Below are 14,632 nucleotides of genomic sequence, written 5' to 3' on the forward strand. Positions count from 1 at the left end.
GTTCCTCCGTGGTTGGTCGTTCATGAAGCCCGGACGGCCGAGGCGTCGATGGCGGCATGCACCGTGTCCCCGACGGTGATGCCCATGTCCGAAAAAGACGCCCGCGCCACGTGGACGGTCAGGCGAAGGCCGGCGGCCTCAACCGGGCGCGGGCCGCCCTCTGCGTCCGTGAGAGGGCCGGCGTCCACGTCCAGGCGTATGCGGTCTCCGTCCACCGCCGCCGCGGTCACGACGCCCACGAGCGTATTCGCGGCGTCCGGCGTGCGCGTCGGCTTCGCCGGCGACCTCGCCAGCCGGATTTCCTGCGAAGAAATGACGATGTGGGCCGGTCCGCGCGCGGTCGTGTCCGATCGCAGGGTCATGCCGCCGTCCAGTTTTACGACCGGGCCGTCGGCGGTCTCCTCGATGCGGCCCTTGAAGACGTTCTCCGGTCCCTTCTCGAGCATCCGCCCGTCGCGCATGATCAGCACTTCGTCGGCGATGCGATAGGCCTGGTCGTATTGGTGCGTCGAGAGCACGACGGTCATGCGCCGCTGGCGGCACGTCTCCGCGAGAATCGCCTCGATCTGCTTCCCGTGCGCCGCGTCCACGCTGGCCGTAGGCTCGTCGAGTAGCAGGACGTCGGGGTCCGTGACCAGGGCCCGGGCGAGTCCCGCCCGCTGCGCTTCTCCGCCCGACAGGCTGTGGGCGGTCCGGTGGGCGAATTGCCGAAGGCCTACCTTGTCCAGCATGCCGGTCACGCGTGCTTCGATGGCCTCCTTCGCCATGCCGCGGAACCGCAGGCCGGACGCCACGTTATCGAATACGGTGGACCGGAACAGGTACACGTGCTGCATGAGCAGCGTGACGCGGCGGCGGTACTGCCGGCTGCGGCCCGGATCGGCCCCGTTCATGGGCCGGCCTTCGAAGAGGATCCGGCCCTCCTGCGGCAGCGTCAGCAGGGCGAGTATGTTCAGCAACGTGGTCTTGCCCGATCCGTTCGACCCGTAAACGGCATAGGTCTTACCGGCGTACAGGGCGAGGTTTTCGACATGCAGATGAAACCCGGAACCGTACCGGTGCGCCAGGTGTTCGCCCACGATAATCGGACCGGTCGTCATCGGACCGGTCGTCATCGGACCGGTTGACTTCGAATCGGCCGTGATCGGATCGGCCATCAGTCGTCGAACCCCTGCAGCCAGTGAAAGAGTATGTTCGCGCCGAACGCCGTGAGCAGCAGGATGATCCCGAGGGCGATGGCGAGGCCGAACTCCCCCTTGTTGCTCTCCAGGGCGATGGCCGTCGTCATGGTCCGCGTGCTTCCCTTGATGTTGCCGCCCAGCATCATGGCCGCGCCCACCTCGGCGATGACCCGCCCGAAGGCGGCCACCACCGCCGCCATGATGCCGAACCGGGCCTCCGAAATGAGGGTGCGCGCCGTCTGGGCCGTCGTCGCGCCCAGCGTAAGGGCCGTCTCCGTGATCCGGGAATCCACGGCACGGAACGCCGAGAGGGTGAAGGCGGCCACGATGGGCAGGGCGAGGAGCGTCTCGCCGATGATCATGGCACTCGGTGTATACAGCAGTTCCATGAAACCGAGCGGGCCGCGCCGGGAGATCAGGGAGTAGACGAAGAGACCGATCACCACGGTCGGCATGGCCAGCATCGTGTTGAGCACCGTGGTCACGAACCGCTGGCCCCTGAACCGGCGGGTGGCGAGCAGGTAGCCCGCGGGCAGTCCCATCACGCTGGCCAGCATGATCGCGGACACCGCGACGAACACGGAAACGCCGACGATGGTATACACGCCGGATTCGCCCGTGAACAGCAGGCGGACCGCTTCCTGAAATCCACTGTACAGGTATTCCATAACCCCTATGAAACAACAAAACGGCCCGGCGAATCAACAGGTTTTTGCCCCGTGACAGCGACCGAAATACGTTGACAGAACCACCGGTGGACCTTAGGTTGTCTGGCATCCAGCGGAGCCGGACTCCGTTGGCGCCGCGGCCAGTCGGACGGGCTCGCCCCACCAGGCAGTTTCCTCATCCCTCGAATCGCGGTTTCGCAAGTGATTCTCCTGCACAAGCAAAGGATCAGACGATCGGATGCCCGTTATAGGGATCATTGGCGTCCTGTGGCTGCTGCTCGTCCTGGCCGCGGGATACTGGGGTAACCGGCGTAAACTGGACGCGACGTTCGTCAAGGGCGTCCAGACGCTTATCACCATCGTCGCCCTGGCCGTCGCGGCGCCGCAGCTCGGCGTATTCAATACCGCCCTCGCGACGCTCTGGCTCCTCCTGTTCGTCGCCGCTTCCACCCTGTTGCGGCGGTTTCGCGTGCCGAACCTGGCCGCGCGGGCCATCGCCCTGGCGGCCGTAAGCCTGGCGCTGTGGGGCACCGACTCCCAGAACGTCATGCTGATCCGCACGCTGATCATGCTCGCGGTCACCAGCATTTTCCTCCTCGGACTGAACCTGGGCTTCAGGTACCTGGTCCGCCGCATACTCTGGATCTTCCCCGTACTCTTCGCCGTCTCGGTCATCACCTTCTCCATCATGCACGCCGTACCCGGCGGTCCCTTCGACGCGGGAGGCGAGACCGGCGGCATTCCGTTGACGCCCGAAGTCCGCGCCAACCTGATGCGGAAGTACAACCTCGACCAGCCGCTGCACATCCAGTACATCTCCTGGGTGAGCAACGTCATTCGGGGCGACTTCGGCTATTCCTTCCAGCACCAGAGCAAGACCTGCCAGGAGCTCATCGCCCAGGCCTGGCCCGTCTCCGTCCACCTGGGCAGCATGGCCCTGATCGTGGCCCTCACCGGCGGGTTGCTGCTGGGCATTCTCGCGGCGGTATACCAGAACACCTGGATCGATTACGTCGCCTCGCTCACCGCGGTATTCAGCATCGTCACGCCCAGTTTCGTCGTCGCCGTCGGGTTGACCGTCGTCTTTTCCCTGTGGCTGCACCTCTTCGAAACGGGAGGCTGGAATTCGCCCAAGGACTGGGTCATGCCGGTGATCGCCCTGTCGCTCGGAGACATGGCCGTGGTGGCGAGGTATACCCGGTCGAACATGATCGAGGCCATCCGGGCCGACTACGTGCGCACCGCCCGGGCCAAGGGCCTCACCGAGTTCTCGGTCGTGGTGGTGCACGTGTTCAAGAACGCCCTGATCCCCCTGCTGACCATCGCGGGACCGATGATGGCCAACCTGATCACGGGATCCTTCTTTATCGAGACGATCTTCCGGATCCCGGGCCTGGGGCGGTACTTCACCACGAGCGTGTTCGCCCGGGACTACCCCATGATCATGTCCACGGCCCTGCTCTGGTCGTCGCTCATCGTCGTGATCTACGTCATCACGGACCTCATGTACGCGCTGGTGGACCCCCGCATCCGGTATAGGAAGGATTGAGCATGGATCCGATCGGCACAACGGGCGAAGTCGGCATCGTATGGGTCCTCGGCGCGATCCTGGGTTGGAGCTGGGACACCATGATCCTCGAGGTGGGGCGGATCGCCCTGGCGATCCAGCTGGTGCTCTACCTGCCCCGCATGTACCGCCTGGGACACCGGGACGAGACCGGAAGATGGGCGTCCTTCTGCCACACGGTGGTCCAGCGCAAATCCTACTTCGCGGCCGCGGGCGCCGTCGCCCTGCTCGCGGTGTGGTGGCTGCTCGGGCCCTGGATGGACCAGTACCCATACGGCACGGAGGACATCCCCGAAAGCCTGTCGGAATCCATGAGCTGGGACGGCCTCGAGCCCTTCTTCTCCTGGGCGGGACAGATCTTCCGCGTTGCGCTGGCCACGGAGTTCACCCTGCTCTGGCCGCGGGCCTACCGGTACTTCAAGAAACACGACAGCGGGCTCTGGGCGGACGCCACGCGGCGATTCTCGCGCAACAAGCTCTCCCTGGTCGGACTCTTCCTGGTGCTGCTGCTGAGCAACACGGCGCTGCTCGCGCCCTGGATCGCGCCCCTGCACTACACCAAGCAGAACTTCCTGGTCGCCTGGCAGGAACCGTCGTGGATGTTCCCCTTCGGCACGGACGGCCTGGGCCGCGACCTCTTCAGCCGGGTCATCTACGGCGCGGAGATCTCCATGACAGTGGGCGTCCTCGTACAGGCCATCATCTTCGCCATCGGCGTACCCCTGGGCTCCCTGGCGGGGTACGCCGGTGGCCGCGTGGACAGCGTCATCATGCGGGGGGTCGACATCATGTCGGCCTTTCCGGGTCTGCTCTTCATCATCCTGATCATGTCGTGGCTGGGCGCCGGGCTCTTCAACATCTTCGTCGCCATCGGGGTGACCGGATGGGTAGGGGTATGCCGTCTCCTGAGGGGGCAGATTCTGTCTTTGAAGGAAAAGGAGTTCGTCCGGGCGGCCAAGGCCATGGGCGGCAGCCACCTGCGCATCGTCGTCACCCACATCCTTCCGAACAGCCTGACGCCGCTGATCGTGGCCCTGGCCCTGGGCATCCCGTCGGCCATTTTCGCGGAGGCCGGCCTGAGCTTCATCGGCATCGGCATCAGCCCGCCCACGCCGAGCTGGGGGCAGATGGTCGGCGAGAACGCCAACTACATCCGGTCTTACTGGCACCTGGCGACTTTTCCCGCCATCATGATCGCCCTCACCATGCTCGGATTCCAGCTGATGGGCGACGGACTCCGGGACGCCCTCGACCCCAAGATGAACGAGTAGGCCGCTCCGCGGAAGGGCCCGGCAACGTACGCGTTCACGAAAAAAAGTGGGCTTGGGACTTGACAGCGCGGCATAAACCCTTATATTTACCCGTGTCGCCGACTCGGCGGCAACCCGAACCTTGCACATTCCCCTGATTGATTCCTCATTGGAAAGCCGATTCTTCCTTAGATCAAGATTCATGACGGCCGGTACCGCATTCTACGGGATTACCCCATCACCAAGGCAAGTTGCGTTTGCCCGTATCCTGATGGCATAACCAGAACCAGCACGACCGCGCGTCTCCAGGCGCGGCACGCCCGGGCCCGACTTCCGGAAACGACCCGTTCGCAAGCCTACGTTTCCGCCGCACACCATGTTCACAACCCAGTCTGACTTCAAATACACTCCCCACGACGCGTCGCGGGAATCGGCGCCTTAAGGAACGCCCGGACAGCGGGCGTTCAAGGGAGTTCACCGAACGTTTCTACAACCGAACGTTTTTTACAAAGGGAAGGAAGCATGCACATCCTGGAACTCAAGACAAAGACCCTGCCGGACCTGTATTCCATCGCCCAGGAGCTCGACCTGCAAAGCTACACGGGCCTGCGGAAACAGGAACTGATCTTCAGCATTCTCCAGGCACAGACGGAGAAGGAAGGCGTGATATTCGGGGAGGGTGTACTCGAGGTGCTGCCGGACAACCGCTGCGGGTTTCTCCGGTCGCCGGACTACAGCTACCTGCACGGCCCCGACGACATCTACGTGGCGCCGTCCCAGGTCAAGCGTTTCGACCTGCGCACCGGGGACACCATCTCGGGACAGATCCGGCCGCCCAAGGACGGGGAGCGCTTCTTCGCGCTGCTCAGGGTGGACACGGTCAATTTCGACAACCCCGAAGCGAGCAAGGAACGGACGCTCTTCGACAACCTGACGCCCATCTACCCGCTGGAGCGCTTCCAGCTCGAATACATGAAGGACAAGCTGCCGACGCGGGTCATGGACCTGCTGACGCCAATCGGCAAGGGGCAGCGCGGACTGATCGTGTCGCCGCCGAAGGCCGGGAAGACCATGCTGCTGCAGGAGATCGCCAACGCCATCACGGACAATCACCCCGAGGTGGTGCTCATGGTCCTGCTCATCGACGAACGGCCGGAAGAGGTGACCGACATGGAACGGTCGGTCCAGGGCGAGGTGATCAGTTCCACCTTCGACGAGCCGCCGGAGCGTCACGTGGCGGTCTCGGACATGGTCCTGGAGAAGGCCAAGCGGCTGGTGGAACACGGCCGTGACGTGGTCATCCTGCTCGACAGCATTACGCGCCTGGCGCGGGCCCACAACGCGGTGACGCCCCACAGCGGCAAGATCCTGTCCGGAGGTATCGACGCCAACGCGCTGCAGAAGCCGCGGCGTTTCTTCGGCGCGGCGCGGAACATCGAGGAAGGCGGGAGCCTGACCATCGTGGCCACGGCGCTAATCGAGACCGGCAGCCGGATGGACGAAGGCATCTTCGAGGAATTCAAGGGCACGGGCAACATGGAACTGGAGCTCAGCCGCAAGCTGGCGAACCGGTGGATCTTCCCGGCGATCGACCTGAGCGCGTCGTCCACCCGCAAGGCGGAACTCCTCCTGGAACCGGATATCCTGGGCAAGGTGAAGATCCTGCGGAAATTCCTGGACGGCCTGGGACCCGTGGAAGCCATGGAACTGATGACCGAGCGCCTCTCGCGGACGCCGACGAACGTGAATTTCCTCAAGTCCATGAACGAGTAGCGGCGTGCACGTCAGCTCGAGTTGAGGGCCGGCCAGGCCCTCGCGGTACCGGCGGGCGTATCGCCGCCGGATGCCGCCCTTTCACTTCAGGCGCTTGTAGAATTCCCTGAATTTACGTTCCGACTCCGCCTTCTGCACCGGCGTCATGGCCTGGTAGAATCCGCAGTCGTTCGCGAAGGAGGGCGAGAGGGAGCTTCGCCTCGGGACCTTGTAGGCCTCGAATTTGAAGGTATAGATCTCGCAGGTCACATCGTCCCCGTGCATGCCGGGCATGACGTGGACGCAGTCGGTGCAGTCGCGCCGCGTTTCCCCCAGGTGGCCGTGTGTCCGGTTGTGCATGATCGACTTCAGCTTGCTCATCAGCATGCCTCCTGTAACATCTCCAACCGCAGTCTTACCATCAAAGTGATTAACCGAAGGGTATACGGACCACCCGCCCTTGTCAACCGCAGGTCTGGCCCGTGACGACAAAAACAGGTTCGGCCCTCTCGTACACCCGGCTGCTCAGGGAGAACCGGACCTACCGGTTCGTCTGGCTGTCGCAGGTCGTATCCAACGCGGGGGACTGGTTCAATACGATCGCCGTGCTGGGCCTGACCCTCGCCCTGACAGGTTCCGGTCTCGCCCTGGGCATCGTCACGATCTGCCAGATGCTGCCGCCCTTCCTGATGACCCCGCTCGCCGGCGTCGTCGCCGAACGGTACGACCGTAAGCGGGTGATGATTACCGCCGATATCCTCCGGGCCGGCGTCGCCCTGGGATTCCTGCTGGTCGAAACGGCGGACGACGTCTGGATGCTTTACCTCTTCATGGCGCTGCTGTCCGGCCTGCAGCCCTTCTTCGACGTGACGCGCACGGCCGCGCTGCCGAGCATTGCCCGGGGCAAGGCGCTGTTGGCGGCCAACGCGCTGTCCAGTACGACCTGGGCCGCCATGTTGACCATCGGCTCCGCCGTCGGCGGCCTGGTCGCCGATCACCTGGGCCGGTCCGCCGCCTTTCAGTTGAACGCCTTCAGTTTCCTGGTGTCGGCAGTTTTCGTGGCCCGGATCGCCATTCCCGCCGCGTCCGGAGCGGGACAGCCGGTACGGTTCCTGTCGGATTTCATCGAGGGCTTGAAGTACATCGGCCGCGACCGGCCCACGCGGGTCTACCTGCCGGGCAAGGCCACCTGGGGACTCGCCGGGGGCGGCGCCGTGCTGCTCTACGCCGTGTTCGGGGGACAGGTCTACCGCGCGGGCGACACGGGTATCGCCATCCTTTACACGGCCCGGGGCCTGGGTACGCTCCTGGGCGCCGTGTTCATCAAGTTATTCGACACGATCCGGCTGGGTCAGTTGAGGACGGGTATCCTGGTCGGACTGATCGGCTACGGCGCCTTCTTCATCCTGTTCTCGCAGGCCCCGTCCATCTGGCTGGCGGCGGTCTGCATCATCCTCGCCGCCGCGGGCAGCATGGTGATGTGGGTCTATTCTTCCCTGGGGCTTCAACTCGTGGTGGACGAAGACTACCGCGGGAGAGTGTTCGCCGCGGACCACGGCCTGTTCACCCTGGCGTTCTCCATTTCGACCCTGGGGACCGGCCTGCTGCTGGACGCCCTGGCGGCGCGCATGGTGGCCTTCATGGCGGGAGCGGCCGGCATCGTGATCGTCGTCGCCTGGTACCTCTTCGCCCGCCGCATTCCCTTAGGCGGAATCCATCCCGGCCAGGAAGACGGCCAGGACGGCGGCCAGGATGACTAACGCCTCACGCGGTAGCGCTCCCGGCCAGGACGACTAACGCCTCACGTGGTAGCGCTCCAGCCGTTCGAAGTCTTCGATGTTCTGGTCCACGAAGGCCTTGATCTTGAGGTGTCCGTCCCGGAGTTCCAGGCCGTCCAGGGTCTTGGGAATGAAGAAGAAAACACGCTGGAAGAACCCCGCCACACCCCGCTTCCGGCCAGACAGGCCCTCGAAGTCGGTGTACCGCGCCCATTCCAGTTCGTCGTGCAGTGCCAGCTTCACCAGGTAGCTCGTCCGGGGTCCGCCGTCATCGGTATACGAGGTCTCGGCGCCGTGGACGATCACGTCGGCGTTCAGGATGTCCCGGTCGAAGCGGAACGTGTAGTTCATGTCGTAGAGCGCGCGAATGTGGACCAGGAAATCGCCTGACCGGGCGGCATCGGGGCTGAAAAAGAGGTATGAAACGTGGTGGAGCGGAAAGGTGAGGCCCAGGGAAAACCCCTTCGTCAGCGCTTCGTCGATCGCCTCCCCGCCGGCGTAGAGCGGCAGGTTTCGTTCGGCGATCCACCGGGCCAGCACCACGTTGACCCGCAACAGCGTGAGCGTATCCTGTTCCGCAGCGGTAAACATGTCAATTAAGTCCGCCGCGTTCAGCCGGAGGGCCGTGGAATCGCCGGCAAAGGCGCGCAGACCCGGGGGAACGGGCTGCGGCTCCCGCTGTTCCAGTTCGGCCAGGAAGGCATCCAGGTGGGGTGTGGCCGGTTCGAAGGCCTTCAGGTCGCCCGGAGGAGCAAGGACCAGCCAGGCGGCGCATAACCACGCCAGCGGGAGCGCCCTGGCGCATAACCACGCCAGCGGGAGCGCCCTGCCGTAACCTGCATACCCACGGATTGCGCTCCTCATGCCGATTCCCCTGTAGTCCGTGGTTCGACCGGTCTGGTCTGGTCTGGTCTGGCCTGATTTGGCCGGGCTTGGTCCGGTCTTACTGAACCCGCTCTATGGTCAGTTTCTCCAGCACGATGTCGAAAAGGGGTCGGTCGCTCCGCGTCTGCACTCGGCCGATGGCGTTTACCACTTCCTGGCCCTTCATGACCTGGCCGAAGATGGTATAGCCTCCGTCCAGGTACGACTTCGGACCGTGGGTGATGAAGAACTGGCTGCCCGCGGTATCCGGCGATCCCGCGTTGGCCATGGCCAGCCGGCCCGGGCGGTCGAAACGCAGCGAGCCCCGGATTTCGCCTTTGATTTCATATCCCGGACCGCCCTGGCCCGTGCCCGTGGGGTCGCCGCCCTGGATCATGAAGTTGGGTATGACCCGGTGAAAGAGGGTCCCGTCGTAGTACGGACGCTTTACCTCCCGCCCGGTTTTGGGGTCCTTGAAGGCCCGGGTGCCCTCGGCAAGCCCGATGAAGTTATCCACGGTGGCGGGCGCCAGCCGGTCGAAGAGCTTGCAGATGATAACCCCCATGTTGGTCTGGAACACGGCGTAGGTACCCGGCCCCAGGGCCTGGGAGGCCAGTTCACCGGTCTCCGACTGCGCCGCGTCGTTCGACTGGACGGGCGGATTCGCCACGGCCCATGCGGAACAGGCGACGAGCCCCGCCAGCGCGGCGGTTATCGCGGTGATACGTATCCTTCTCATCGGTTACTCGCCCTCCCCTCTGACCACGGTCACTTTCACGATGCTGACTTCTTCAATGGGCCGCGACTGGTTCGCGGGCACCTCCGAAATGGCGTCGGCCACTTCCTGTCCTTCCACGACCTGGCCGAAGATGGTGTGCACCATGTCGAGATGGGGCGTAGGCGCTACCGTGATGAAGATCTGTCCGCCGTTGGTGTTGGGGCCGCGATGCGCCATGGCCAGACGGCCGGGCTGGTCGAAACGCAGTTCCTCGCGCAACTCGTCATCGAACACGAATCCTGGGCTGCCCATGCCGGTGCCGGCCGGATCGCCGGTCTGGATCATGAAGTTCGGAATGACCCGGTGAAAGATCACGCCGTCATAGTAAGGCGTACCGGACATGGTCTCATTGGTTACCGGGTGGATCCACTCCCGCGTGCCTTCGGCCAGGCTCGAGATGATGTCCACGGTCATGGGCGTCTTGTCGGGGTACAATTCGCATTTTATGGTGCCCAGGGTGGTTTCGATGATCAACATGTTTGCGGGTTCTCCGCTGGTTTCGGGTTGGTCGGACGACTCGCCGCAGGACGCGGCCAGGAACAGCACGAGTAATGCGGACATAAACAGGCCCGGAATGCGCATCTTTCGCCTCCACTGACTTGGAATGATGGTCTGACACCGGCTTCTCCGTCCAGGGGTCAGACCGCGGTATGCCCCGCTTCCGGCCGGCCGGCGCTGGGCGCGGACTGCCGTTTGCGGTAAGGCAGTCGGTGACTCTTCCGGTACTCCCACTGGAGCCGGTGGTTCTCCTTCTCCGTCGAAATGAAGTCCCAGGGAAGCGACTGCAGGTCCGCCATGTCCCCGAGATACTGCGAGGTATCCATCCCCAGCTCCGCCGCGGCGCGTTTCCAGTCGCCTTCCCGCCGCGCGGTTTCCATCAGGAATCCACTCAGTTCACGGCCGCCGCGGGACAGGATGGCCTCGAAATAGGCGGACTTCAGGCTTTCGTGCTTGACGTCCACCCCCGCTGTTCCGCGCAGAGCCTTCTGAATGCGGTTCAACTTGCGCTTGACCTCCTTCGGAGACGCCATGGGACTCCACTGGAAGGGCGTCAACGCTTTCGGCACGAAGGGGTTGATGCTCAACCGCAGCCGTCCGCCCGGTTCCCCGCACTCCCGCTGCAGGCGGGCAAGCCGGCGCGTCATCTCGATGAGTTCCTCGATGTCCGCGTCGGTCTCCGTCGGCAGGCCGACCATGTAGTACACCTTGAGGTGCTTGATGCCCTTCTCCAGAATCCTTCGTGCGCCGGTCAGGATTTCTTCCGAGGATATGGGCTTGTTGATCGCCTTGCGAAGCCTTTCCGAACCGGCTTCAGGCGCGATGGTCATGGTTCGCAGCCCCGTCTTCAGCATCAGCCTCAGCAGGCTGTCCGGGACCAGGTCGACCCGTACCGACGAAACGCCCACACGGAGACCGGTTTCCTCCAGGCCCGCACAGAGTTCGTCGAGGTGGGGATAGTCGCACATGGCCGAGCTGACCAGGCCCACGGCTTTCAGCCCCTCCTTGCCGTCGCGCGCCAGGGACGCATTCTTCGACCGGATGACGTCGAGTATGGTATCCGGCTTCAATGCGCGGAACTTCGGATAAACGTAACTTACGGCGCAGAAACGGCACCGGCGGGGACACCCCCGGGAGATCTCGATAAGCAGCATGTCGCCGAACTCGGTGTCGGGCGTGAGGACGGCGGAATGGGCGGGATAGTCCTCGAAGTCGCGCACCTGCTGCTTGGCGATCCGTCCGACGGGAGCGCTTTCCGCTTCGGCCGCCGGGGCATCGCATCCGGTGTCCGAGTCATCGCATCCGAAATCGGCATTTGAGGCCATCCCGGCATCCGTGACCGCCCCGACGGCCGGCGCCCCCTCCCGCTCACCCGGGGAAGCGGTCTGCAGGGACGGCACATACATGCCCGCCAGCGACATGGTATGGGCGAGATGGCGTTCCCGGTCCAATCCCTGGTCCGCGAGGTAGCGGTCTATGTAGGCGTAAGCCGCCTCTTCGCCGTCGCCTATGACCATCACGTCGGCGAAATCCGCCAGGGGCTCCGGGTTGATGTAGGTAATTGCGCCTCCGATCAGCACGATCGGATCGAAGCGCGTCCGGTTTTCTGCGAGCACCGGAACGCGGGCGAGTTCCAGGATGCGGACCAGGTTGGGATAGTCGTTCTCGAAGGATATAGAGAAGGCCACGATGTCGCACGAACCGAGCGGCAGCCCGGATTCGAGCGTAACCAGCGGCTTGCGGGATCTGGAAAGTGCTTCTAGGCCGGAAGGTTCCGGGAGAAAGGCGCGTTCGCAGACGACGTCGTCCCGTTCGTTGAGGTGACGGTAGATGGTCTGGAAACCCAGGTTCGACATGCCGAGGTAGTAGGTATTGGGGTATACCAGGGCGATTCGAACGGCCTTGCCGCCCGGATTCTTGTAAATGGTCCCCCGTTCGCGGGCGAGGGTTTCCGCCAGGGATTGTCCGAACATGCACCCTTCCGAAACGCTGATCGGCCCCGTGGTCCCGCTTGCCTGGCCGCACCGGACCGATCGTCCGTGTCACCATCCGCTATGGACGGCCAAAATACAGTCCCGGGACCCGGGTGTCAAGGCTCGCGCCAGGGCAGGCACCGCGGCTGCGGCGGTGCGGGATAGGCTTGACACGCCGCGTTCCCGCGGTTAGTTTTCCGACAAACGATGGCTGTTGCGGTACCCCGTATACCGGGAGCCTGCGCATGGATGTGATGAACCACCGAAAGACCCGGAAAAGACCGTGGATACCGGCCGGCGTACTGGCGCTCTGCCTGCTGGCGATTCCACCGCTGGAGGCCCGCGGGCAACAGGTAAGAGCCGACGTCATGGCGCACCTGGAAGCCCTGCCCGTCCTGCACCGCGAACAGATGGCGGACTTCGGCCTCACGCTCGCCGACTACATCGAAGAATGGGACTGGCTGGAAGAGGACCTGCCCGAACCGGTACACGTGGGCATCGAAGCCATTCTGGCCTTTATGGGCAGCGCGGTAAAGACCCAGTACGGCTCGCGCCTCACCGTGTACAGCGGAACGGACCTGAAATACCTGGACCGGTGGTGGTTTTTCGAGTACGAACGGGAAGACTATCTGCAACATGACGACCAGCAGTTCAACGCCTTGACGTGGCTGATCGACTACTACGTGCACATCATGATCGGACACGCGCTGGACAAGTACACGGATTTCGGCGGCCAGAGCCATTTCCAGCGCGCCAATGCCATCGCGCTGGACGGCCGGTTCAGCCGCGAATTCCAGCGGGGGTGGGACGAACGGCTGGACCTGATCGACGGAATTCTGGCCGAAGACTACAAGCCCTACCGCCTGGTCCGGAACCGGTATTACCGGGGGCTGGCGGCGCAAAAGGATAACAAGCTGGTGGAGGCCCGCACCCTTTGCCGCGAGGCCGTGGATTTAATGGCGGAAATCCACGAGAAGAACCCGAGAGACAAGTGGCTGAGTGAGTTCCTGAACGCCCACTACCTGCAGCTGGCGGATGTTTTCAGCTCGGAATCACCCACCGAAGTGCCCGATGCGGAATCTTCCAGGGAAGCCTACGACATGCTCATCAAGATCGATCCCACGCACCGGGCGACCTACGAAGAGCATGCGGAGCAGGTGGGCAGATGAATCTGCGGACCGGGCGGGCGGCAAGACCCGGCGGGCCGGGCGTGCCGGGCCGGGCTGTGCTGTTCCGGGCCGGACGGCGCTGTTCCAGGTCGGACGGCGCTGATCCGAGCCGTCCCTGGAATGTTCAGTCCCCGCGGCGGTACTTCGCGGACCGGGCGGACCATCTCCGTGACCTGTTCCGCTGAAACCGGCTACGGCCGCAGGTAGGACACCGCCACTTGCGCTGCTTGTGAAAGCTGCGCTTTTCCTCGATCATCTTTCGGTCGCAACGATTGCAACGCATGGGTATCGAAACTGGGAAGACAGTTTATGAATAACGTATCTGACAGGTCCGGCAGGACCGGAAGGACCGGCACACTAAATAGCCTGATTCCGGGCTTCCTGATGGTACTGGCGGCACTCCTCGGCGCCCCCACGGCCCACGGATCCGAAGACGATCCGGCGATCTGGCGCAAAATGGTGCGCGCATCAACCACCGTGCACGATGTTTTCCTTTCGCGTACGCCGCAGATCGTGATCTACGGCAACGGCCTCGTCGTGTTCCGGGACGACGATGCCCAGGCGCTGCACCGCTACGTCCGATTGGTAGATGAGGAAGTGCCCGGACTGTACCTGGTCATGCAGACTACCTTCGGCGTGTCGAGCCTGACCAACGAATGGCTCGATAACGAATTGACCTACGCCAGAAGCATACAGGAGCCCTATCGCGACAACAACGACAAGGTGACCATCTGGATCGGCATGCACTCCCCGCCGAGCCTGCACACCTACTCGCCCGCGCTGCTCAAGGCCCGTTCCGTCAACGACGTGATCGCGCCGGCGTGGAACGCCATGTACAAGTTCAACCTCTTCCTCGCCGGGTTCACCCATCCGAGGGCCGAACCCTACGTCCCCTACCGCGTCGAGATCGCCGTGCAGCATCTCCCCCGGTACATGGCGGACCAATCCGGCGAGGCCGTGGACTGGCCGCTGGATTCGATCGACCTGGCCGAGGTGAAGGGGAAGCGTCCGCGGGGATACCGCACGCTCACCGGATCATCGGCTCGCGAAGCCTACGGGCTGCTGACCGCCAACCAGGTGATCCGCTCCGGCGATCAACTGTACCTCGTCTGGGTGCGCCCGGTGCTGCTGCCCTGATTTAACGCCTCCCTACC

13 protein-coding genes are annotated in these 14,632 nt (G+C 63.9%); 6 read left to right on the top strand and 7 right to left on the bottom strand.

Annotation, left to right across the window (positions count from 1 at the left end):
• Positions 1-20 precede the first annotated feature (20 nt).
• Both F4X08_11775 and F4X08_11780 read right to left on the bottom strand, forming a co-directional pair.
• Positions 21-1,157, bottom strand: a complete 1,137-nt coding sequence (locus tag F4X08_11775; GenBank protein MYD26481.1) for an ATP-binding cassette domain-containing protein — start codon at positions 1,155-1,157, stop codon at positions 21-23.
• Positions 1,157-1,849 (bottom strand): ABC transporter permease subunit, encoded by a 693-nt coding sequence (locus F4X08_11780; protein MYD26482.1) that lies wholly within the window; start codon positions 1,847-1,849, stop codon positions 1,157-1,159. Before F4X08_11780 ends, F4X08_11775 begins: the two co-directional genes overlap by 1 nt.
• Before the next feature lie 568 nt (positions 1,850-2,417).
• On the opposite strand from F4X08_11780, the gene F4X08_11785 reads away from it, so the two are divergent.
• From F4X08_11785 to rho, 3 genes are all read left to right on the top strand, one after another.
• On the top strand, positions 2,418-3,398 hold the full coding sequence (locus F4X08_11785; protein MYD26483.1) for an ABC transporter permease: 981 nt from the start codon (positions 2,418-2,420) through the stop codon (positions 3,396-3,398).
• Between the two features lie 329 nt (positions 3,399-3,727).
• Complete coding sequence (locus F4X08_11790) at positions 3,728-4,687, top strand: ABC transporter permease (GenBank protein MYD26484.1); 960 nt, start codon at positions 3,728-3,730, stop codon at positions 4,685-4,687.
• A 501-nt stretch (positions 4,688-5,188) separates the two neighbouring features.
• Positions 5,189-6,439 (top strand): transcription termination factor Rho, encoded by a 1,251-nt coding sequence (gene rho, locus F4X08_11795; GenBank protein MYD26485.1) that lies wholly within the window; start codon positions 5,189-5,191, stop codon positions 6,437-6,439.
• Positions 6,440-6,520: 81 nt separating this feature from the next.
• Here rho and F4X08_11800 read toward each other — a convergent pair whose 3' ends face one another.
• Positions 6,521-6,799: a hypothetical protein gene (locus tag F4X08_11800; GenBank protein ID MYD26486.1), complete on the bottom strand. Its 279-nt coding sequence runs from the start codon at positions 6,797-6,799 to the stop codon at positions 6,521-6,523.
• Positions 6,800-6,861: 62 nt separating this feature from the next.
• Here F4X08_11800 and F4X08_11805 point away from each other — a divergent pair, with 62 nt between their 5' ends.
• Positions 6,862-8,178: an MFS transporter gene (locus F4X08_11805; protein ID MYD26487.1), complete on the top strand. Its 1,317-nt coding sequence runs from the start codon at positions 6,862-6,864 to the stop codon at positions 8,176-8,178.
• A 33-nt stretch (positions 8,179-8,211) separates the two neighbouring features.
• Here the strand turns inward: F4X08_11805 and F4X08_11810 are convergent, their stop codons facing one another.
• The 4 genes from F4X08_11810 to F4X08_11825 form a co-directional block, all read right to left on the bottom strand.
• Entirely contained in the window at positions 8,212-9,060 is an 849-nt protein-coding gene (locus F4X08_11810) for a hypothetical protein (protein MYD26488.1), read from the bottom strand.
• 79 nt (positions 9,061-9,139) lie between these two features.
• Positions 9,140-9,799, bottom strand: a complete 660-nt coding sequence (locus F4X08_11815; protein MYD26489.1) for a peptidylprolyl isomerase — start codon at positions 9,797-9,799, stop codon at positions 9,140-9,142.
• A 3-nt stretch (positions 9,800-9,802) separates the two neighbouring features.
• Complete coding sequence (locus tag F4X08_11820; protein MYD26490.1) at positions 9,803-10,420, bottom strand: peptidylprolyl isomerase; 618 nt, start codon at positions 10,418-10,420, stop codon at positions 9,803-9,805.
• A gap of 56 nt (positions 10,421-10,476) precedes the next feature.
• Positions 10,477-12,309, bottom strand: a complete 1,833-nt coding sequence (locus F4X08_11825) for a radical SAM protein (GenBank protein MYD26491.1) — start codon at positions 12,307-12,309, stop codon at positions 10,477-10,479.
• A gap of 245 nt (positions 12,310-12,554) precedes the next feature.
• Here F4X08_11825 and F4X08_11830 point away from each other — a divergent pair, with 245 nt between their 5' ends.
• Positions 12,555-13,478, top strand: a complete 924-nt coding sequence (locus tag F4X08_11830) for a DUF4835 family protein (protein MYD26492.1) — start codon at positions 12,555-12,557, stop codon at positions 13,476-13,478.
• A gap of 309 nt (positions 13,479-13,787) precedes the next feature.
• On the top strand, positions 13,788-14,615 hold the full coding sequence (locus tag F4X08_11835; GenBank protein ID MYD26493.1) for a hypothetical protein: 828 nt from the start codon (positions 13,788-13,790) through the stop codon (positions 14,613-14,615).
• The last annotated feature ends 17 nt before the right edge of the window (positions 14,616-14,632 follow it).

The sequence above is a fragment of the Gemmatimonadota bacterium genome, from assembly GCA_009841265.1.
Taxonomy (GTDB): domain Bacteria; phylum JAAXHH01; class JAAXHH01; order JAAXHH01; family JAAXHH01; genus JAAXHH01.